Consider the following 20,040-nt stretch of genomic DNA (forward strand, 5'->3'; position numbering starts at 1 on the left):
TTCGGTCGAAGCGCGCGGCGGTCTCATTCGCCTTCAAGTGGAGAGATTGTCATGACCGATATCGTTCGCATCGAAACCAACCAACGCATGAGCCGCGTCGTCAAAGCCGGCGGCCTCGTGTTCGTCGGCGGCCAGACTTCCGCCGATCACACCGCTGACGTGAAACTCCAGACCGCGAAGGTGCTGGAAAAGATCGACGGCTATCTGGAGAAGGCTGGCATCGACAAGACGCGCCTCGTTTCCGCGCAAGTCTGGCTCGCGGACATTGCCCGCGATTTCGCAGGCATGAACGAGGTGTGGGACGCGTGGGTTCCGCAAGGCCACGCACCGGCGCGCGCGACGGTGCAAGCGAAGCTTGCCGCGCCCGAGTTGCTCGTCGAGATCGCGGTCGTGGCGCTTGGCTGAAAGATGCCGTTAGCGCGCCCGAGGTAATCACATCTGCACTGATGTACCGCGTGAGGCGGCGCAAGTTTGCAAGCGGCCCGTCACCAAGGCACGGGCCTTCCGAGATAGTCGAGGTAGTGCAAGCCGGAGCGCCCTTCATAAGCCTCGATCGTATTGACCAGGTTCGGAATGCTTTCTCCGATCGTCAGGCGCGCCGTCGGGCCGCCCATGTCTGTGCGGACCCATCCAGGCGCCATGATCAGGAGGCTGCGCGGATAACTCGCGCTGCGCGCCGCGAAGGTACGCATGAACATATTCAGCGCGGCCTTGCTCCCTCTGTAGACTTCATAATTCGCGTTAGTGGCATTGGTGATACTGCCCTGCCCCGACGACATGACACCGATCGTTCCAGTCGGCGGGACGAGGTCCTGAAGCACGTCAATGACCCTCATGGGACTCAGCGAGTTCGTTACCATCACCCGTATAAATTCTTCGGTCGAGACGTCCGCTATCGTTTCACCATCATCGTTTTTGACACCGGCATTCACAAAAAGCACATCGATACGCCGTCCTTCAAGGCGGGCGCGCAGAGCTGCGACCTGCTCGGGGAACGTGATATCGACAGTCTCTACATCGAGCGCGCCAGCGGACGCTTCCGCGGCATGCCGAAGCTTATCTGTGGAGGCCGCTCGCGCGGTGGCGATGACTCGGTAGCCGCGCTTCAGATACTCCTCAACCATCGCCAGGCCAAGGCCGCGCGAGGCGCCGATCAAGAGAACGGTTTTCTGCGAAAGTGTGTTTTGCATTGGCATCCTCGATAAACAAAGGCGCTCTCGAACCTGAACGTAACGGGAGCGATCCTCCTGGGTCAATCACGCAAACCAATGTAGCGGTTCATCGGGGATGGCGGAAGCCGCGCTGAATGCAACTAATATATGCATCGAACGCCCTATCTCACCTTGCTGACTACGATCAAGCGATGCCTGAACCGGACCTCAATCTACTTTTCGCGCTCGATGCGTTGCTGACCGAGAAAAACGTGACGCGCGCTGCCCGGTCGCTGCATCTGAGTGCCTCGGCAATGAGCCGCACGCTGACTCGCCTTCGTGCTGCGACCGGCGATCCATTGTTGGTCCGCGCCGGGCGCCACATGGTGCTGACGCCGTATGCCGAGGAGATTCGTGAGCAGACTCACACAACTGTTCTTGAGGCGCGCGCCTTGCTCCATCCGTCGCCGGTGGCGACAGATTTTTCAACGTTGCGCAGAACCTTTCGGATTCGTGCCAATGAAGCTTTCGTGGAAGCCCTCGGTGCACCCTTGATTGCTGAAGTGACTGCAGTGGCGCCACTTGTGCGTTTGCACTTCTCGTCCAAATCGGAAAAGAGTGCGGAGTATCTTCGAAATGGTTCGGCCGACCTCGAGATTGGTGTCCTAGAGGAAATGGGACCTGAAATACGCGTCCGGGCATTGTTTCGAGACCGCTACGTCGCTGTTGTCAGAAAGGGACATGCACTCGACATGAAACAGCAAGTGACTACCGAGCAATACGCAGCGTTTGGCCACGTAGTCGCTCCGCACGGTCGCCAGATAATTGATTGTCTCGACGCTGCGGTTGCCCTGTTAGGGTTGGAACGAACGACCGTAGCGGTCGTGCCCAGCTTTCCGGCCGCGTTGGCGGTGGCGCGCGCGTCCGATCTGGTTGCGCTCCTGCCTGCATCGTTCGCGAACGCTCAGCATGCCGCGTCCGTCTACGCTTTCGAGCTTCCTGTGGTGACTGATGGCTTTACGATTTCTCAGATGTGGCATCCTCGTTTAGAGAATGACCCTGTTCATCGTTGGTTTCGGCAGCTGGTGCTTAGCGTGTGTCGTCAGCACGTGCCGTTCTGAACGCAAGTCGAGCTTGCCTCAAACGGTTTCGCCAGGGTGTTTTGAAAGCTTCGCGCGGGGGCTAGGGGATTCAGCCTGATACGCCTGGTCGGGTAGCCGTGCCGCTCGTCAAAGCGCTCGAATCCGCAGCGAGGTTTGCTGCTAGCATCGCTGGGCGCAACGCCGCGGTTGCCGGCGTGCCTGGCGCATTTCCGTTACATGGGGTAGCCAGGCATCCTGCACCGCGCCGACGAGGCGCTCTACCGTTCGAAGCGGGAAGGCCGCAACCGTGTGCGCATCGCGACACTAAATACCGGGGACGACGAACCCCGGACGGGTTGATCTGGCTGCTGTTCGACGCAGCCGCCCGAAGATCACCCGGCGGTCGACAGCGCGCCGATGGTCATGCCCGCAATGCACTCCGTGTGGCCCCAGGTGAGCGTGCCTTCAGACAGGCGACGCTCACAAAAGATCACGAAGACTCCGCATCTCCGGCATTGCGCGCGGGACACAGACGCCATGCGGCCTTCGGTGCAGCGACGGTCTCGGCAACGTGGCGCCACCAGCGCTCGCCGCGATGCGGCGCGCTCAGATCCAGCCGCTCGCCCATGCGGGGCGTCGACAACACGACGCCGCGAGCGAGGGCCAGGCCCGTCACCCTTTCGAACGGCTCCTGCCAGCGATGCATCGCGAGGTCGAAGGTGCCGTTGTGAATCGGCACGAGCCAACGGCCGCGCAGATCGATGTGCGCCTGCACGGTTTCTTCGGGCTGCATGTGAACGTACGGCCACTGCGCGTCGTAGGCGCCCGTCTCGACCAGCGTGACGTCGAATGGCCCAAGGCGCTCGCCGATCGTCCTGAAGCCTTCGAAGTAGCCGGTGTCGCCGCTGAAGAACACACGCAGATCATCGTCGACGATCACCCACGACGCCCATAACGTGCTGTTGCCGTCGAACAGGCTGCGGCCGGAAAAATGCTGTGCGGGCGTAGCGGTGAACTGCACGCCATCGACCTCGGCGCCCTGCCACCAGTCGAACTGCCGCACCTTCGATGCGTCGATGCCCCATTCGATCAGCCGGTCGCCGACGCCGAGCGGCGTCAGAAACACGCCGGTGGTCTGCGCGAGCGCGAGCACGGTTTCGCGGTCCAGGTGGTCGTAGTGGTCGTGCGACAGGATCACGCCGCGCAACGGCGGTAAATCGGCGAGCGCGATCGGCGGCGCATGGAAGCGCTTCGGGCCGAGATGCCGGAACGGCGAGGCACGTTCGGCGAACACAGGATCGGTCAGCCAGAACTGGCCGCGCAGCTTCAGCAGCATCGTCGAATGACCGAGCCGGTAGAGGCTGCGGTCGGGCGCCGCATCGAGCTGCGCACGCGTCAGCGCATCGACGGGCAACGCGTCTGTCGGAACGGTGCCGTTCGGCTTGTTGAGCAACACGTTCCACACAATGCCGAGCGTCTTGCGCAGGCCCTCGACGGGACGCGGCTTGACGTTGCGAAAGCGTTCGCCGTCGTGCTGCGGCGAGGTGCTGGACAACGCGCGACCGCGTCGCGCGGCGGTAAAGCCAAGCATGCGGCTGACAACAGCGGGAAGCGACGTCATAAGTCAGGCCATCCGTAGATAAATGTACACTAGCCAGTGTAGTTTATTTTCGAGAAAAGTAAACTGCCCGGTGTAAAATCCTTTTATGGATCCCAGTGCCACCCATCAACGCCTGACTGACCGCAAGCGGGTCGCCATCGTCGGCGCCGCGATCGAGGAATTCCTCGCGGCCGGCTACGACGCGACCAGCATGGACCGCATCGCCGCCCGCGCGAACGTCTCCAAACGTACGGTCTATAACCATTTCCCAAGCAAGGAAGCCCTTTTCGCCGCGATTCTCCATCAGTTGTGGGACGCGAGCCAGAGCGGCGACGCGCCCGCCTACCGCGCCGACGAACCGTTGCGCGCGCAGTTGCTCGACCTTTTGGGCCGCAAGCTGCGGCTCTTGAACGACGAGTCCTTTCTGTCGCTGGCACGTGTGGCGATCGCGGCCGGCATCCATTCGCCGGAGCGGGCGCGGGACATGGTCGCGCGCCTCGGCGAACGCGAGGAAGACCTGACCGTGTGGATCCGGGCGGCCGTCGCCGACGGCCGTCTCAAGACCGACAATCCGCTCTTCGCGGCGCTGCAACTGCAGGCGCTGGTGAAGGCCTTCGCCTTCTGGCCGCAGGTGACGATGGGCCAGGCGCCGCTCGGCGAACGGGAGCAAAGGCAGGTCGCGGAATCGGCCGCCGACATGTTCCTCGCACGCTACGCATGAGCGGACCGCCGGAGCGTTTTCATGTGCATAAGGGTCGGCCAAACGTCTTGTTCGAGCGTCTACAATCTGGATTTTCGACTCGTTCAAACTGTGCCGATGTCCCAAAAGATCGACTACCTCAACCCCGCTCTTCCTCCTGGCCTCCGGCGCGTGTCGATGCCCGTGGTCGACGCGACCCCGACAACGCTTGACGGATTTGGCAGGCTCGTGGCGGATCCGAGCGAGTGCCCGATCGAGATCGTGCAGTGGCCTGCAATGGGGACACGGCCCATAGACGCCGGAACCGGTGACGAGGCCGGCACTACCGAAGGCACGTTTGTGAGCGAATGGCGCGGGGACATTCTGTACGGTTCAAACGAGGCCGTGGGCGGCGACTACATTCTTGCTTACGCGACAGAGCCTGAAGCTGCCCGTGACGACAACGCCCATGCACCGGAACGGATGTTGCTTTGGCACGCGAACTACCACCCGGATGGTGGGCAACTGTTCTTCCCTCTCGACCATCGCCCGTTCTACGTTCCCTTGGCATTGCCCGGCGACGACATTGCGCCGGAGAAGTTCGTGTGCTTTCGCTTCGATGGACAGCAGGGTCTCTACATCCATCCGAACATCTGGCATGAAGGGGTGTTCGCTCTTGGCGGGACCCAGCGGTTCTTTGACAAGCAGGGCGCCGTCCATGCACGGGTCTCTGTCGACTTTGCCCGCGAGTTCGGTTGTCTTCTCGAGGCGCCGATCGCCCGTGAGGCGCAACGGTCTGGTTGACGCGGCAACTTGCAGCGGTAGAGCGCGGATGGTTTTGTCGTCGCCCGTGCCAACAATGCGACGCAGTCACTGCGCCTCTGCCCTCATACGAGCAAGCCGCGACGACGGGCAGTAGAATCGCAAGAAGCCGCGCGCGTTGACATCGCCAGGACGCAAGGCGCGGCAGTCAACCGTACCAAGGATTTCTGCAGGAAGGTCCGGCGCGCACCGACAGGTCTCGGACGCGCCCTTTCTGCCAAGGAGATCTCATGAAGGTGCTCGCCGTACATCCCAGTGGCTTGATGTACACCCGCGTGTTCCTGCGACTCGAACCGCTCGGCCTGGAGACAGTCGCGGCCGTCCTCCGCGCGGCTGCGCACGAGGTCCGGTTGCTCGACCTGCAAGTCGAATCGCATCGCGATCTGGAGCGGTTGATCCGCAAATGGCGCCCTGATGCCGTGTGTTTCTCCGGCAACTACCTCGCCAATATTCCCGAAATCATCGATCTGTCGAAAGCGATCAAGGCGCAGTGGCCGGACTGCTTCGTGTTCGTGGGCGGACACAGCGCGTCGTTCACCGCAGCCGATATGCTCAAGCACGCCGACGGCGCAATCGACTGCGTGCTGAGAGGCGAAGGCGAAGCGAAGGTCGCCGAACTCCTCGACGCCGTCGCGCGCCACGCCGATCTACTGTCGATACCCGGCGTCGTGACCTGCCGCGGCGAAGGACCGCTGCCAGGCTTCGCCGAAAGCCTCGATCAGGTTCGCCCCGCGCGCGATCTGCTGCGACATCGGCGCAAATACTTCATCGGCGTGCTGGATCCGTGTGCATCGATCGAATTCGCGCGCGGCTGCCCGTGGGATTGCACGTTCTGCAGTGCGTGGACATTCTACGGACGCAGCTACCGCTCGCGCAGCCCCGAAGTGATCGCCGACGAACTGGCGTCGATTCGCGAGCCAGGCATCTTCATTGTCGACGACGTCGCCTTCGTGCATGCGGATCACGGCATGGCGATCGGCCGCGAAATCGAGCGCCGCGGCATACGTAAAAAGTACTACCTCGAGACACGCGGCGATGTGCTGTTGCGCAACAGGGAGGTTTTCGAATACTGGCGCGAGTTGGGCCTGCAATACATGTTTATCGGCATGGAGGCGATCGATGCAGAAGGCCTCAAGGCGTTTCGCAAGCGCGTCAATCTCGACAAGAACTTCGAGGCGCTCGCGTTCGCGCGCTCGCTCGGCATCACGGTCGCGATCAATCTGATCGCCGATCCCGACTGGGACCATGACCGCTTCGAAGCGATCAGGCAATGGTGTCTGGAGATTCCCGAGATCGTCAACATCAGCGTGAACACGCCTTATCCGGGTACCGAAATCTGGCTGCGCGAGCATCGCCAGTTGACGAGCCTCGACTACCGGCTCTATGACATCCAGCACGCCGTCCTGCCGACGAAGCTGCCCTTGCCCGAGTTCTACCGCGAACTGGTGCGCACGCAGCAGGTACTCAACCGGAAACACCTTGGCTGGAGCGCACTGCGCGGCGCGGCGAGCGAAGCGGCACATCTGCTGATGCACGGGCAAACGAACTTTGTGCGGATGCTGTGGCGCTTCAACTCGGTGTTCAATCCGAACCTGCAATTGAACGACCACGCGCGCGAAGTCCGGTATTCGATGACGCCGCCCGCCGCCTCGACCGAGCACGCCAATGTCAAGGTGCTGTATGTGCACGGGCCGGCGGGACGCAAGGGCCGCAAGCTCGACGATGCAACGGAAAGCTTCGTCGACGAAACCCGCACGGGTGCGGGCTGATGTTTTGATCTAGCCGTTCTTTACAGCGGTCATACAGTCGCCGATGCGGACTTCGGGTATCCTCATTCCTGATTTGAGAATGACCACAACGAAGAGGCGACAGTGCTTGAACTATCGGTTCGTGACAGAGCAATGCTGAGTGGTGAATTGGGTGAGGGTGCAGCGCTCGCGATGCGAATAGTTGCCGCCACGGCACATGTGATGAACGCCCAGGAACTCGTCGACATTTGCTCCGCCCACATCGACGGGTGTCTGTATCACGGATCCGTCAGTCTCGATTTCGTCGAACGGTTTGTCGCATCCGGAACGCGGGTCGCCGTGCCGACCACGCTCAATGTCGGATCGCTCGATCTTATTCATCCAGAGCTGTATCGCGGCAAAGCGGAAATTGCGAATGCTGCCAAACGCCTGATGGAAGCGCATCTGGAACTCGGCTGCGAAGCGACCTTCACATGCGCGCCGTATCAACTCAAGCACCGCCCGCGTCTGGGCGATCAGATCGCATGGGCTGAATCGAACGCGATCGTTTTCGCCAACTCCGTGTTGGGCGCCCGTACAAGTCGCTACGGCGATTTTCTCGATCTTGCGGCGGCCATTACCGGCCGCGTGCCAAACGCCGGACTGCACGTCACCGAAAACAGGGCCGCTCGCATCGTGCTCGAAGCGCCTGGCTTCGGTGATTCCCCACGACGCGACGCCTGCTTCGCGGCGCTCGGTTTTCTGCTTGGCCTCAATGCCGGCGCGACGGTGGCGGCAATCACGGGACTGCCTGTCGACACAACGGAGGACGAGCTTAAGGCTCTGGGCGCGGCAGCCGCTTCCAGTGGCTCTGTGGCGCTCTTTCACGCGGTAGGCATCACGCCGGAAGCGCCGACACTCGACGCCGCGCTGCAAGGCGGCGAACCGGAACGGACCATTGTTGTCACCGAGGCGGATCTCGTCGGCATCCATCGAAAGTGGAACGGTGCTCGATCTAGCGAGCCACTCGCCGCGATCAGTCTGGGAACCCCGCATTTTTCGGTTGATGAGTTCCACACGCTTGGCAAGCTGTTCGAAGAACACGATGGCTCGCCACGATGCGACTTCTATGTGAATACGAGTCGTTTCGTGCTGTGGCAGATCGAAGCTGAAGGGCTCGCCCAGCAACTCGCCTCCCGAGGCGTCCAGATTGTGGTGGACACCTGCACCTACATCACTCCCGTGATGAAACAGATCAGTGGACTCGTGATGACTAACTCAGGGAAGTGGGCCCACTACGCACCTGCGAACATCGGTGTCACCGTTGCGTTTGGAAGCATGGCCGAGTGTGTTCGCTCAGCCTTCGAAGGGAGAGTTTGCATCGATGAACTGGCCGGCTAAAGCGACAACCATGATTTCACCCACTACCGTCCTTGCCGGGCAAGTACTCGTTCCGGGCCGCGCAAGCGGCCTTGCAATCGCGCTGCCTCCCCTGAGCTTCTGGGGCGGCTACGATGCCGAAAGCGGAATGATCATCGACAAGACCCATTCCGGCTACGGTCAAAGCCTGAAAGGCCGGATACTCGTGATGGCGCGAGCGCGCGGATCGAGTTCCAGCAGCAGCGTGCTGGCTGAAGCGTTGCGCAACGGCACTGGCCCGAGCGGCATCATACTGGCGGAACGCGACCTGATTCTCGCCATCGGTGTGATTGCCGCCAATGAACTCTACGCCCTCGACGTGCCGGTGGTGAGCGTCGGCGAGAACGTGTTCGCGCAGATTGCGTCTTTCACCGCGACACTGGAGCTTGACGCGTGCGATGCCGCGCGGCCTGCGAGCATCTATGTCAAGGACAGTGAAGGCGAAGGACGCCGCGACGCGTAGCGGTTTCGCACAAACCCTAGTTGTAACCCAGGATAGCGACTGAAGCGACATCAGCCCGCTCGAGCGTATTGCCTGCTAGCCCCGAAAGCGGCGGCCTCAGAAGCGCCGCATAGGAAGAAACCATCGCGGCAGCGTTCGAGCGTTGGCCGTTGCGATGGCCAATGTTCCTGATCTGGTGATGGAATGAACGCGGTGATGCGATGTGTACCATGACAAACTCTGTCCTGAAACAGTAAAAGAAACGGCCGACGCAAGCGCCCTATTCTGCGCGCTTCGCTTCCAACGGTGCGAACCCTGTGCTCGCTTCGATTTCGCTGACGTTCTCGGGTCTCTTAAACGGGCCTGGAGCCTCTTCGTCAGGATTGCGCCGACGTCCGATAGCCTTGAAAAATGTCTCGAGGCCGGACGGTAGAAAGAACCACACCCAGTGCAGGTCTTCGGTCCCGTCGTTGATCAACGTATGCGACTGTCGAGGCCCGAGAAAGACCGTCACGCCGGGCTCGATTCGATACTCGCGCCCCTCCACTATTGCCGTTCCCTTTCCCCGAATGAAGTGAAGCACCTCTTCAGACTCTGCATGCGCGTGCAGGCGAACGAAGCCTCCGGGTGGAACTGTCTGCGTGCCTGCCGAAAAGGGTCGCTGCATCGACACGAGGTGGGGCGCAACGTGGACCGCGGCATACCCATTGGCGGGCACGGGCTGCCAGTAGCTCTCTTCCTCGCCCGGATACACGATCAGGAACCGGGATTTGCCGTCGCGGTCGTCAAAATTGACGTCCGAGGCCGGGCTATCGGATGCGTCATCCGTCATTTGCGCCTCACTTGTAAGCGGGATGCACAGCAAGCCCACTAGTGTGAAACAATATCCTGTATCCAAAGATGGTTCAACGCATATTTTCCCTACGCCGCGAATACGGGCGTTCAGGCAGGAGGTCTGGAGATGATTGAGCGAATAGGTTTCATCGGGACAGGCACCATTACGGAGGCGATCGTCACCGGCTTGGCGGCACAGCCGCGCGGTCTGTGCGAGATATGGGTCTCGCCTCGCAATCACGAAACCGCTGCAAGGCTTTCACACGAACACCCGCTAGTGCACGTCGGACGCGACAACCAGGACGTCGCGGATCGGTGCACCGTGCTCTGTCTGGCAATTCGACCTCAAATCGCACAACAGGTACTGTCGGAGCTTCGGCTTGGGCCAACACACCGCGTTCTCAGCTTCGTTGCTACGTGGAATCGCGAGCGGCTGGCCGCGTTGATGCCTGATGTCGCGCATATAGTGCGTCTGGCCCCCTTGCCGATGGTCGCCCAGGCAATGGGCCCGACCATCGTGTTTCCGGCCGATCCTGTCGCGATCGAGCTTTTCGCACCGCTCGGCGCAGCAATACCTGTCGACGACGAAGATGCGTTCGACAGCCTGTTCGCGTCGACCGCCTTGATGGGCAGTTTTTTCGCCATGCTCGAAAGACACGCAATCTGGCTGCAAGACAAAGGCATTCCCTACGCCGACGCGCGGACTTACCTCGCGTCGCTATTCAGCGGACTGGCGCGCACCGCCCAAACGCGGCTTGAAACCTTTGCCGATCTGTCGAAGGAATTTTCAACGCCGGGCGGTTTGAATGAGCAGATGACAGCCGATCTTGAACGCGCGGGAGCACTGGACGCTCAGCACCTCGCCCTCGATCGCGTTCTCGAACGCATCAAGAATCGCTGAACACCTGCTCGAGCGCAAAGTCCGCCGCCTTTGCAGGTCGCCGGTGCTGCATTGGCGACCCGCACTTTCCAGGACGTCAGCTTTTGGCCGCTGAACTCGCGGCTTGCTCCGGTGCGCTCAGCTCGCCGTCAACCAGACGCCAAACGGCCAGTGGATTGGCTTCCTTTACCGCTGCCGGCAGCAATGCATCGGGCAGATCCTGATAGCACACAGGCCGCAGGAATCGGTCGATCGCTGTCGCGCCCACCGAGGTGAACATCGAATTCGACGTGGACGGGAAGGGACCGCCGTGAACCATCGCGTGGCAGACTTCCACCCCCGTCGGGAAACCATTGGCGAGGATACGTCCGGCCTTGCGCTCGAGCACCGGCAGCAGGCGCTGGGCGTCTGCATAATCGACAGCGTCGATCTGCAGAGTGACGGTAAGCTGCCCTTCCACATGTTCCGCAACCGATAGCAATTCCTCGAAGTCGCGGGCACGAATCACCACAGAAGCCGGGCCAAACATCTCTGCTTCAAGCTCGGGCGTAGCCAGCAGGCGACGTGCATCGGTCACATACAGGGCAGCCTGCGCGGCATTCGGAAGTTCGCCCGCCGACCTGCCTTCTGCCACCTTTGTCACGCCCTGCACCGCGTCGACTTTTTGCGCTCCGTTGCGGAAGGCATCGAAGATTCCGGGTGTCAACATCGTCTGGGCCGGCTTGCTTGCCAGCGCTTCGCCCGCCGCCTTGACGAAACGCTCGAGGTCCGGACTGTCGATCGCAAGCACCAACCCCGGGTTCGTGCAGAACTGTCCGGCACCTAACGTCAGCGAGTCCGCGAAAGCCTTGCCGATCGCTTCAGCACGGCTCGCGAGCGCGCCCGGGAACAGAAACACCGGGTTGATACTGCTCATTTCGGCATAGACGGGAATCGGCTCGGGTCGAGCGTTCGCGATCCGCACCAGCGCGAGACCGCCTTGACGGGAACCCGTGAAGCCAACCGCCTTGATGGCAGGATGCGCGACTAACGCTTCGCCGAGCTTGCGGCCGGCGCCGAAAAGCAGCGAAAACACGCCTTCCGGCAAGCCCTGCTCCTTGACTGCTTTCTGGATTGCGCGACCTACCAGCTCCGAGGTTCCAAGATGCGCGCCGTGTGCCTTCACGATAACCGGTGCGCCCGCCGCGAGTGCCGAAGCGGTGTCGCCTCCCGCAACCGAGAAGGCTAGCGGAAAGTTACTCGCGCCAAACACAGCGACGGGACCAACCGGTACTTTTGCGAGGCGCAGATCCGCACGCGGCAGCGGCTGCCGTTCCGGCTGGGCATGATCGATCGTGGCGTCGAGGAAGTGCCCGTCCCGCACGACCTTCGCAAAAAGACGCAACTGACCGACGGTGCGGCCACGCTCGCCCTGCAGACGCGGAACGGGAAGACCCGTCTCGGCATGGGCCCGCTCGATCAGTTCATCTCCGACACCGAGGAGGTTGTCGGCGATTGCATCGAGAAACGCGGCGCGTTTCGCAAGGGAGACGTTCCGGAACACGTCGAAGGCTTGCGCGGCCAGAGAGGCCGCGCGCTCGACTTCCGCCGCGCCGCCCATACCAAAGGATGGCTCCGGGATCTCGGCGTCGGTGGCAGGATTGAACGCGCGCTGGCTGCCTTCGGTGCCACGCACCGCGGAAAAGCCGATAAGCATTTCGCCAGTAAGAGTCATGTCGATATCCTCAAAAGGTTCAATGGGATGGCGTGGACTACGGCGGAGTCGTGGTTCGTACAGGGACCGAAGGCCACTCCGTGCATGCCGTTGACTAGACTCGACCGCGTTATGCAAGTCACCGCACGCAGTGCAAACACCGCCGAGGTCTTGGGTTCGCCGGGCAGATAGGACAGGTTCGTTTCTGCGATGTAGTGGAACGCAATCAGTGTTGAGAAAGCAGCGCGTGGAAAAGTAGCAGCGCGCGGACGCGCACTATCAGCACTACGGATGCGCGGCGAGCTTACCGAAACGCGTTGCGGACTTGATCTGCGCTCTCAGCGTGCCAAGGGTAGACAGCACGAAGCATTACACGCGCTGGACCAGCGGAATCAACGCGTCACCACCGCCTCGACAACCGACATGATCTGCTGTGCGGCCGTCTTGACGTGCTGCTCCAGGAGTTTGGCTCCAAGCTTCGCGTCGCGCTTCCTGCACGCCTCGACCAACGCCATGTGCTCATCATGCGACTGTTCGCGGATCGGCACCTGCACGGCCTGAAAGCGGAAATACCGATCGCAGCGGTCATGCAGTACCCGCAACAACTGAAGCGTGATATCCCGCTGCGCAGGCAGATAGAGCGTTTCGTGCAAACGCCAGTTCAGTTGCCCCCACACGCCCGAGTCCGCCTTGTCCATTTCCTTGATAAGCCGCTCCGCCTTGCCCATCTCGGCTTCGGTGATGCGCGGGATTGCTTCCGAAAATATCCATGGTTCAAGACGAAGCCGGATGTCGAACGTCTCCTTCACCTCGCCTATCGACAGCTCGGCGACATAGGCGCCCTTGTGCGGCACATTGATCAGCAACCCCTCTGCCGTCAGACGGGTGATTGCCTCGCGGATAGGAACACGGCTGACGCCGAGCTCTTCGGCGAGCGCCTCCTGCCGCAATACCTCACCCGGCGCCAAATCGCCGCTCAGGATTCGCTGTCGAACCGCCGTGGTGACGAGTTCGACCGTAGTTGGCCGGACGATTTTTCGCGTGCTTTCGTCCGCGATAACTTCGCTCATCGCGGACGCCTCTTTGGTACGACGTTTGGCGGCTACCGGGGGCATGGTCGGGTTCAAGTGGGGATTCAGGATACAGTGGACATGCTACCATGCTCCCGGCTTTCGGATACAAAATCCAATGACCGACGCTGCGTCACTGCAACGTTTGCCGGACCCACGCGCCGTTCTTCATCACGCCGGCGATGCGCTCACCCTGCCCGGCAAGCACGCTGATATCCGCTAGCGGATCACCATCGACGACCAGCAGATCAGCGAAGGCTCCCGCGGACACGACGCCCAGACGCCCCTGCTGCCCGACGATCTCGGCACCTACGGCGGTGGCCTGGCAGATCGTCTCGAAAGCACCGAGAATGGCTGAACGGATCGTCAGTTCATCGCTTTGATACTCGTGCATGTCGCCCAGCAGGTCGGTGCCAAGACCCATTTTCACGCCGTTGCGTTTGAGCAGTTCAAGCGCCTTCAGGCCCTGGATACGAACATTGTCGTTTTTCGCGAGCGCGCTTTCCGCCACACCCGCTTTTGCACCGACCTTGCTCATTGCGTCATAGGTCACGAGCGTGGGCACCGCAAACGCTCCAAACTCCGCCATGACCGCCGCCGCCTCGTCGTCGATCAGGTTGCCATGCTCGATCGTGCGCACACCGAGTTTCACGACGCGAGCAATCGCCTTCCCTGTGTAGGCATGCGCCATGACATAGGTCTGGTGCGACGCGGCTTCCTCGACAATGGCCTTGACCTCGTCGACGGAAAATTGCAGGTTGCCGATCGGATCCGTCGGCGACGCAACGCCACCCGAAGCCATGATCTTGATGTGATGCGCGCCGGCGCGCATCTCTTCCCGCACGGCCTTGCGAACGTCGTCCACGCCATCGACGATGCGTCCGATTGCCCCGAGATTGCGATGGCAGCCGCAAGGATCAGGATCGGAGTTGTCGAAGCGCTCGCGAAAGTCGCCGTGACCGCCCGTCTGCGAGAGCGCCTTGCCGGCCACGAACAACCGCGGCCCGGCGATCACGCCTTCCTCGATGGCACGCGAGAGCGCGTAGTCGGCGCCGCCGGCATCCCGCACCGTGGTGAAGCCCCGGTTGAGCATACCGCTCAGGATAGGTACCGCCCGCAACACGGCGAAGGTATTCGGCAAACGCCCGTTGTTACCAAGGTGCGCCACCGAGGCAATGACGTGCGCGTGGCAGTCGATCATGCCGGGCATGACTGTCTTGCCATCGACGTCAATGACCTGCGCGCCATTTATCGACACCGGCTCGCGGGTCACTTCCTTGATGACATCCCCGTCCACGACAATCGAATAGCGCGCCGTGTCGTTTTCGTGATTCACGTCCAGGACACGTGCGTTCTTCAGGATCAACATTTCGATTCCTCAACTGATAGTTGAGCGGCCCACGGGCCGCGGTAGATCATTTCAGCAAAAAGCCTTTGGCGAGCGGATCACGGTCATCGACAAAGATCGTGTTGTGTCCCGTCACCCGCGCCCACCCTTCGATGCTCGGAATAATCGCGTCGAGTTCACCGACCCTGGTCGCTTCTTCCGGCACACCAGTGAAGAGCGTGCCGATAATGCTTTCGTGAACAAAACGCTCGCCGATCTTGAGTTTGCCCTTGCCGACCAGTTGTGCCATACGGGCGGAAGTCCCGGTGCCGCAGGGTGACCGGTCGATCGCCTTGTCACCATAGAACACCGCATTGCGTGCGCTTGCCCCTTCGACCGTGGGTTCGCCTGTCCACATCACGTGGCTTAGACCACGGATTTCCGCCTTGTCTGGGTGAACGAACGGGTACTTCTCGTTCGCTGCCTGGCGCAAGATCGGACTCAGACGCTGGATATCCGAAGGCTTGAGTGTATGGAGGCCACCAAAGTTTTGCTGCGGTTCGACGATCGCGTAGAAATTTCCGCCGTAGGCGACATCGAAGCGGATTTCGCCGAGCCCCTCGACTTCAACTGTCAGGTCCGTCGAGTGAAGGAATGACGGAACATTGATGAGTTGCACCGAGTCGACGTTGTCTCCGTCCATCTTGTAGCGCGCAACCACGAGACCGGCCGGCGTGTCCAGACGCAGCACACCCGGTTCACGCGGACGCACCAGACCGTGCTCGATGGCCGTTGTCACCGTCCCGATGGTGCCGTGGCCACACATGGGCAGACAGCCGCTGACCTCGATAAACAGGATGGCGACGTCACAATCGGAACGGGTCGGCGGATAGAGGATACTGCCCGACATCACTTCATGGCCCCGAGGTTCGAACATGAGCGATGTCCGGATCCAGTCGAACTCGCGCTCAAAATGCGCGCGTCGCTCGATCATGTTCGCGCCTTCCAGCCGCGGTGCACCTCCTGCGACGACGCGGACCGGATTGCCGCACGTATGCCCGTCGATGCAAAAGAATGTCGATTTCATAGCCCTGCTCCATCCAGAATGACCTGCAAAAAGTGGCCCGGTCCAGGGCCGTGCGCATTACTTCGACAGGGCGCGCACGTCGGCGAGCGTCTTCTCCACGATTGCAACGACCCTCCGGCGTTCTTCGCCTTCGAGCTTCAGTCGCGGAGCCTTGACGGCTTCCGAGTAACCCGCCGTGATGTTCTCCGCGAGCTTGATGTACTGAACGAGTTTCACATGCGTGTCCAGGTGGAACAGGTCGATCAGTACACGGTACAGCTTGCGGGCCGATTCATAGTCGCCGGCAATCGCCAGATTCAGTAGCTCGACCGATTCCTTCGGAACCGCGTTGGCCATGCCCGAGACCCAGCACTTCGCGCCCAGGGCAGCCGACTCGAGCACCAGATCGTCGACACCGCACACGACTGCCAGCCGATCGCCGAAGCGGCCGATCAGATCGGTGACGCGCGTCGTGTCATACGATTCTTCCTTGATGGCTTCGATCGTCGGCTCTTCCAGCAACTGTGCCACCAGGTCCGGCGTGAGGTCCACGCCGTAGCCACGCGGGTTGTTATAGAGCAGGATGGACAGCGTCGACGCTTGCGCGATCGTCTTATAGAAGGCGACGGTTTCACGCGGGTCGGACTTGTACGTCAGTCCCGGAAAAACCATCAGGCCTTGAACGCCCAGCGCTTGCGCTTCTTTCGCGTATTGGACCGCGTTTGCCGTATTGGTTTCGGCGAGACCGGCGATCACCGGCACGCGGCCGTTCACGACCTCAACCGCAAGCTTGATCACCGTGCGCTTCTCTTCCGGCGTGAGTTGGGCGTTCTCACCGACCATACCCATCATGACGACCCCACCGACGCCGTTCTCGATGAGGCGATTCAGACCCGCCTTGATGGCTTCGTGATCGAGGGAACCGTCGTCCTTCAGCTTCGTCGTGACAGCGGGGAATACACCTTTCCAGTTGACTTGCATGGCTACACCTTTTCAAAAAATGATAATCAGAGGCGGGATGTCCCGCGGGTCGATCGAGGTCGCGGGGGCCCCGTTAATTCCGGAAGCGGCTGATCGAGTACGGATCGAGGCCGATTCCAGGTGTTCGATTGGCAAGCAGGTCGGCAACCAGCGCACCTGTCGTTGCCGATTGTGTCAGCCCGAGATGACCGTGGCCGAACGCATAGATGACGGACGGCGAGCGTGGCGACCGGCCAATGACGGGCAACGAGTCGGGCGTGGCTGGACGGTGCCCCATCCATTTCACGGCGCCCTGGTCGTTGATGCCGGGCAGGAAGCGCTTGCCGAGCGCAAGCAGCGCGTCACTGCGCTTGTAGTTGGGTGGCGCCTTGAGGCCGGCGAACTCCGCCGCGCCGCCAATGCGCACACCGATATCCAGCGGGGTGGCGACAAACTTGCGTTCGGCGAAAATCACTTCGCGTGACAGGCTGATGCCATGCGCGGGAAGCGTCGTGTTGTAACCGCGTTCGCTGTCCAGCAGGACGCGGTCGCCGATCGATCCGGCCAGCGCGGCGGACCATGCACCCGTCGCCACGACGAGGCGGCGCCCCTTCACCCGTTCACCGGTCTCGGTGACCGCTGCCGGCGCAAGCTCGTCAGCGAGATCGAGTGCCTTGACGGTGCCGACGACAAACGTAGCGCCGAGTTGCTTCACGCGCTCACGCAGTTGCGTCACGAGACGCTTCGGGTCACCGATGTGCGACCAGTCGTCGAGAAATACGCCGTGGCGGAAAACCGGCGCGAGCGACGGCTCGCAATCGCGAACCTCGTCGGCCGACATGGCATGCCAGCGCACGCCCAGATCCCGCTTGAATTCCCATTCATGCTGATCCGCGGCGAAGGCTTCGTCGCTTTCGTAGACCGTCAAGGCGCCGCGGCGATAGAAGCTGTCCATCGCACCGATGTCCTCGAACATCGGGACGATGTCGTCATAGACACGATTGTTCAGTTTGGCGAGAGCCAGCGAGATTTCACGGAAACGGTCCTTGTTGCCGGATCGCTGAAATTCCATGAACCACGGTAAGGCGGTCGGCACATGTTTCCAGTCGAGCGCCAGCGGCCCCAGCGGATCGAATAGCCACTTCAGCGCCTTCATGTACAACCCGTTCACTGAAATGGGCGTGCTCTCCGTCACGGCGATACCGCCCGCGTTTCCATGCGACGTACGGTCGCCTTCGAAGTCGCGGTCGATGACGGTGACGCTCGCGCCATCGCGCAGTGCGGACCACGCACAGGCGAGACCGACGATTCCGCTACCGATAACCACGACGTCGGGAGTCGTCCGGGAGTATTGAGCTTGCTGAGTCATTTCCGTGAGTCGAGGTATTGCATGAGTGGACGGCAGACTTGCCGTCCGCCGTTGCTTCAGTTACTTGGATCCGAGTACCGTGATCGGCTTCCACTGTCCGTTTTCACACTTGTAGACGGTGATGATTGCGTCGCGCAGATCACCGAACTTGTCGTAGGCGAAGTGCTCACTCGTGACACCCTTCATGTCAGTCTTCGCGAGCACCGGCAGGTAGACGGCCGGGTCCGACGAATTGGCCTTCTGCATCGCCTGCATCATGGCCATCGCGCCGTCGTACGTGTACGGCGCATAGGTTGTCGGTTCAGTGCCGAACTTGCTCTTGTAGCGTTGCGTGAAGCCCGCGCCACCCGGCATCTTCTCTAGCGGCAGCCCCGCGAGCGAGACAATCGCACCGTCCGCAGCCGTCCCGGCGATCTTGATGAAATCTTCCGTCTTCGACATTTCACCCGAGGCAAACGTTGCTTTCATTGCCAGCGAGCGCGCCTGCTTGACCAGCGGCGCGGACTGCGCATCGGCCCCTGCGTAGTAGATGAAATCAGGATTCTTCGACTTGATGCCGGTCAGAATGGCCTTGAAGTCGACTGCCTTGTCGGACGTGAACTGATGATCGATGATGTTGCCGCCAGCCGCCTTCACTGCCGTCTCGAACTGCTCCGCAAGACCCTGGCCGTATGCCGTGCGGTCATCAATGATCGCAATACGCTTCGCATGGAGTGTCTCGACGACGTACTTGCCCATCACACTGCCCTGCTGCGTATCCGACGTCATCATCCGGAACGTAGTCTTGAAGCCCTGGCGCGTATAGGCGGGCGCGGTTGCCGTCGAAATCTGCGGAATGCCAGCGCGTGAATAGATCGCCGAAGCGGGAATCGTCACGCCGGAGTTGAAGTGACCGAGCATGCCCTTGATGCCGTCATCGACAAGCTTCTGGGCGACGACCGTGCCCGTTTTCGGGTCCGCCTGGTCGTCGAGCGCCTCCAGCACGAACTTCGTTTCCTTGCCGTCGACCTTGGGCTTCGTGGCATTGAAGTCGTCAATGGCGAGCTGCACACCCGATTCAAAATCCTTGCCGTACTGCGCCTGCGCGCCTGTCATCGGAGCGGCCAGACCCAGCTTGACCGTTTGTGTTTCGGCGGCCTGGGCGGCTCCGAGGGACAGGACGAGGAATCCCGAAGCAGCGGCTGCAAAAGCGATCGTGCGAACTTTCATACCAGTCTCCTTACTACCCGTAAAGCCGCGTTGGGTTCGCCGCAACATATTATATTGGATCCAATATACAAATATTCTGCGTATGATGCGCCCCTTCAGCGGGTCTGTCAAATGCGTCCGAAAAATTGGCGGAGCGCGATGACTGCCGCCCCGCCCCAGGTCCTACACCTGTTCCATGAATTCAGGATCCTCGAGCCCGCGCAGCCTGTGAACCTGATCTTCGAGCGGCGAAACCGCCAGTTGTGCGAACACCAGCGCCAGTCCGATATCAGCATGGTCATACAGCCCAGCTTCGCCAAGCAGATTCATTGTGCCCAGCGTGACGCCGCTCTTGCGCACGGGGATGTTCAGCACGCTCTCACACCCGATCGACCACAACACCTCGTACTCTGAAAACACCGCCTTGATATCCTCGCGCGATGAGCCGACAAAGATCTCACCGCGGCGAAGCACCTGGTCGGACCAGCGGCTTTGCGTCACTCGCTTGAGCCCACCTACCGGATTGATATCCAGGCGATTGCTATGCAGACGTCCCAGGCGGCTCGACGCCTCGTCATACGCCAGCACCGTGAAGAGTCGCTGTCCGAATACCTCCGTGAGGGAGCGTTCGAACTCGGACCATATGCTGTCGGCGTCGCCGCCTTGCTGTTGAATCGCAGCCAGACGCTCGATCGTCTGAAAATTGTGTGCGTGGTTTGTGTTCGTCACGA

19 protein-coding genes are annotated in these 20,040 nt (G+C 61.2%); 8 read left to right on the forward strand and 11 right to left on the reverse strand.

Translation table 11 applies throughout. The features are described 5' to 3' along the window. Positions 1–51 precede the first annotated feature (51 nt). Positions 52–405, forward strand: a complete 354-nt coding sequence (locus ACQKRQ_RS15250; protein WP_408175489.1) for a RidA family protein — start codon at positions 52–54, stop codon at positions 403–405. A gap of 80 nt (positions 406–485) precedes the next feature. Here ACQKRQ_RS15250 and ACQKRQ_RS15255 read toward each other — a convergent pair whose 3' ends face one another. Next, positions 486–1,190 carry an SDR family NAD(P)-dependent oxidoreductase gene (locus tag ACQKRQ_RS15255; protein ID WP_427477905.1) on the reverse strand — a complete coding sequence of 235 codons (705 nt, stop codon included), beginning with the start codon at positions 1,188–1,190 and terminating at the stop codon, positions 486–488. A 173-nt stretch (positions 1,191–1,363) separates the two neighbouring features. Between ACQKRQ_RS15255 and ACQKRQ_RS15260 the strand changes: the two genes are divergently transcribed. Next, on the forward strand, positions 1,364–2,272 hold the full coding sequence (locus ACQKRQ_RS15260; protein ID WP_427477907.1) for a LysR family transcriptional regulator: 909 nt from the start codon (positions 1,364–1,366) through the stop codon (positions 2,270–2,272). Positions 2,273–2,723: 451 nt separating this feature from the next. Here ACQKRQ_RS15260 and ACQKRQ_RS15265 read toward each other — a convergent pair whose 3' ends face one another. Then, a complete protein-coding gene (locus tag ACQKRQ_RS15265; RefSeq protein WP_427477909.1) occupies positions 2,724–3,854 on the reverse strand; it encodes an MBL fold metallo-hydrolase in 1,131 nt (376 codons plus the stop codon). Positions 3,855–3,939: 85 nt separating this feature from the next. Here ACQKRQ_RS15265 and ACQKRQ_RS15270 point away from each other — a divergent pair, with 85 nt between their 5' ends. From ACQKRQ_RS15270 to ACQKRQ_RS15290, 5 genes are all read left to right on the forward strand, one after another. Beyond that, a complete protein-coding gene (locus tag ACQKRQ_RS15270) occupies positions 3,940–4,554 on the forward strand; it encodes a TetR/AcrR family transcriptional regulator (protein ID WP_427477911.1) in 615 nt (204 codons plus the stop codon). Between the two features lie 96 nt (positions 4,555–4,650). Beyond that, a complete protein-coding gene (locus ACQKRQ_RS15275; protein WP_427477913.1) occupies positions 4,651–5,316 on the forward strand; it encodes an ureidoglycolate lyase in 666 nt (221 codons plus the stop codon). A gap of 248 nt (positions 5,317–5,564) precedes the next feature. Continuing rightward, positions 5,565–7,103, forward strand: coding sequence for a hopanoid C-3 methylase HpnR (gene hpnR / locus ACQKRQ_RS15280; RefSeq protein WP_427477914.1), 1,539 nt, complete (start codon positions 5,565–5,567; stop codon positions 7,101–7,103). A gap of 102 nt (positions 7,104–7,205) precedes the next feature. Then, positions 7,206–8,462, forward strand: coding sequence for an aconitase X (locus ACQKRQ_RS15285; RefSeq protein WP_427477916.1), 1,257 nt, complete (start codon positions 7,206–7,208; stop codon positions 8,460–8,462). A 10-nt stretch (positions 8,463–8,472) separates the two neighbouring features. Beyond that, positions 8,473–8,943, forward strand: coding sequence for an aconitase X swivel domain-containing protein (locus ACQKRQ_RS15290; RefSeq protein ID WP_427477918.1), 471 nt, complete (start codon positions 8,473–8,475; stop codon positions 8,941–8,943). Between the two features lie 259 nt (positions 8,944–9,202). Here the strand turns inward: ACQKRQ_RS15290 and ACQKRQ_RS15295 are convergent, their stop codons facing one another. After that, positions 9,203–9,754 carry a cupin domain-containing protein gene (locus ACQKRQ_RS15295; RefSeq protein ID WP_427477920.1) on the reverse strand — a complete coding sequence of 184 codons (552 nt, stop codon included), beginning with the start codon at positions 9,752–9,754 and terminating at the stop codon, positions 9,203–9,205. 129 nt (positions 9,755–9,883) lie between these two features. On the opposite strand from ACQKRQ_RS15295, the gene ACQKRQ_RS15300 reads away from it, so the two are divergent. Beyond that, entirely contained in the window at positions 9,884–10,657 is a 774-nt protein-coding gene (locus ACQKRQ_RS15300; protein ID WP_427477922.1) for a pyrroline-5-carboxylate reductase, read from the forward strand. A 76-nt stretch (positions 10,658–10,733) separates the two neighbouring features. Here ACQKRQ_RS15300 and ACQKRQ_RS15305 read toward each other — a convergent pair whose 3' ends face one another. The 8 genes from ACQKRQ_RS15305 to ACQKRQ_RS15340 form a co-directional block, all read right to left on the reverse strand. Then, on the reverse strand, positions 10,734–12,350 hold the full coding sequence (locus tag ACQKRQ_RS15305) for an aldehyde dehydrogenase (NADP(+)) (protein WP_427478349.1): 1,617 nt from the start codon (positions 12,348–12,350) through the stop codon (positions 10,734–10,736). A 371-nt stretch (positions 12,351–12,721) separates the two neighbouring features. Next, on the reverse strand, positions 12,722–13,399 hold the full coding sequence (locus tag ACQKRQ_RS15310; protein ID WP_243658260.1) for a GntR family transcriptional regulator: 678 nt from the start codon (positions 13,397–13,399) through the stop codon (positions 12,722–12,724). Between the two features lie 133 nt (positions 13,400–13,532). Continuing rightward, positions 13,533–14,768: an amidohydrolase family protein gene (locus tag ACQKRQ_RS15315; protein WP_427477924.1), complete on the reverse strand. Its 1,236-nt coding sequence runs from the start codon at positions 14,766–14,768 to the stop codon at positions 13,533–13,535. 46 nt (positions 14,769–14,814) lie between these two features. Continuing rightward, on the reverse strand, positions 14,815–15,813 hold the full coding sequence (locus ACQKRQ_RS15320) for a 4-hydroxyproline epimerase (RefSeq protein WP_427477926.1): 999 nt from the start codon (positions 15,811–15,813) through the stop codon (positions 14,815–14,817). A gap of 57 nt (positions 15,814–15,870) precedes the next feature. Further along, the gene (locus ACQKRQ_RS15325) at positions 15,871–16,773 is read right to left on the reverse strand and encodes a dihydrodipicolinate synthase family protein (protein ID WP_132374723.1); all 903 of its coding nucleotides are present in this window, start codon (positions 16,771–16,773) and stop codon (positions 15,871–15,873) included. Positions 16,774–16,846: 73 nt separating this feature from the next. Then, complete coding sequence (locus ACQKRQ_RS15330; RefSeq protein WP_427477929.1) at positions 16,847–18,121, reverse strand: NAD(P)/FAD-dependent oxidoreductase; 1,275 nt, start codon at positions 18,119–18,121, stop codon at positions 16,847–16,849. Between the two features lie 60 nt (positions 18,122–18,181). Further along, on the reverse strand, positions 18,182–19,330 hold the full coding sequence (locus ACQKRQ_RS15335) for a branched-chain amino acid ABC transporter substrate-binding protein (RefSeq protein WP_132374725.1): 1,149 nt from the start codon (positions 19,328–19,330) through the stop codon (positions 18,182–18,184). 162 nt (positions 19,331–19,492) lie between these two features. Further along, positions 19,493–20,038, reverse strand: coding sequence for a GAF domain-containing protein (locus ACQKRQ_RS15340; protein WP_427477931.1), 546 nt, complete (start codon positions 20,036–20,038; stop codon positions 19,493–19,495). Positions 20,039–20,040: the final 2 nt, after the last annotated feature.

The organism is Paraburkholderia sp. NPDC080076 (genome assembly GCF_050281145.1).
In the GTDB taxonomy this organism is placed as follows: Bacteria; Pseudomonadota; Gammaproteobacteria; order Burkholderiales; family Burkholderiaceae; genus Paraburkholderia.

Excerpts from the sequence above, each read along its gene's own strand:
- ACQKRQ_RS15250 (WP_408175489.1), top strand. The coding sequence starts at position 52 with ATGACCGATATCGTTCGCATCGAAACCAACCAACGCATGAGCCGCGTC.
- ACQKRQ_RS15255 (WP_427477905.1), bottom strand. The coding sequence starts at position 1,190 with ATGCAAAACACACTTTCGCAGAAAACCGTTCTCTTGATCGGCGCCTCG.
- ACQKRQ_RS15260 (WP_427477907.1), top strand. The coding sequence starts at position 1,364 with ATGCCTGAACCGGACCTCAATCTACTTTTCGCGCTCGATGCGTTGCTG.
- ACQKRQ_RS15265 (WP_427477909.1), bottom strand. The coding sequence starts at position 3,854 with ATGACGTCGCTTCCCGCTGTTGTCAGCCGCATGCTTGGCTTTACCGCC.
- ACQKRQ_RS15270 (WP_427477911.1), top strand. The coding sequence starts at position 3,940 with ATGGATCCCAGTGCCACCCATCAACGCCTGACTGACCGCAAGCGGGTC.
- ACQKRQ_RS15275 (WP_427477913.1), top strand. The coding sequence starts at position 4,651 with ATGTCCCAAAAGATCGACTACCTCAACCCCGCTCTTCCTCCTGGCCTC.
- hpnR (WP_427477914.1), top strand. The coding sequence starts at position 5,565 with ATGAAGGTGCTCGCCGTACATCCCAGTGGCTTGATGTACACCCGCGTG.
- ACQKRQ_RS15290 (WP_427477918.1), top strand. The coding sequence starts at position 8,473 with ATGATTTCACCCACTACCGTCCTTGCCGGGCAAGTACTCGTTCCGGGC.
- ACQKRQ_RS15295 (WP_427477920.1), bottom strand. The coding sequence starts at position 9,754 with ATGACGGATGACGCATCCGATAGCCCGGCCTCGGACGTCAATTTTGAC.
- ACQKRQ_RS15300 (WP_427477922.1), top strand. The coding sequence starts at position 9,884 with ATGATTGAGCGAATAGGTTTCATCGGGACAGGCACCATTACGGAGGCG.
- ACQKRQ_RS15305 (WP_427478349.1), bottom strand. The coding sequence starts at position 12,350 with ATGACTCTTACTGGCGAAATGCTTATCGGCTTTTCCGCGGTGCGTGGC.
- ACQKRQ_RS15310 (WP_243658260.1), bottom strand. The coding sequence starts at position 13,399 with ATGAGCGAAGTTATCGCGGACGAAAGCACGCGAAAAATCGTCCGGCCA.
- ACQKRQ_RS15315 (WP_427477924.1), bottom strand. The coding sequence starts at position 14,768 with ATGTTGATCCTGAAGAACGCACGTGTCCTGGACGTGAATCACGAAAAC.
- ACQKRQ_RS15320 (WP_427477926.1), bottom strand. The coding sequence starts at position 15,813 with ATGAAATCGACATTCTTTTGCATCGACGGGCATACGTGCGGCAATCCG.
- ACQKRQ_RS15325 (WP_132374723.1), bottom strand. The coding sequence starts at position 16,773 with ATGCAAGTCAACTGGAAAGGTGTATTCCCCGCTGTCACGACGAAGCTG.
- ACQKRQ_RS15330 (WP_427477929.1), bottom strand. The coding sequence starts at position 18,121 with ATGACTCAGCAAGCTCAATACTCCCGGACGACTCCCGACGTCGTGGTT.
- ACQKRQ_RS15335 (WP_132374725.1), bottom strand. The coding sequence starts at position 19,330 with ATGAAAGTTCGCACGATCGCTTTTGCAGCCGCTGCTTCGGGATTCCTC.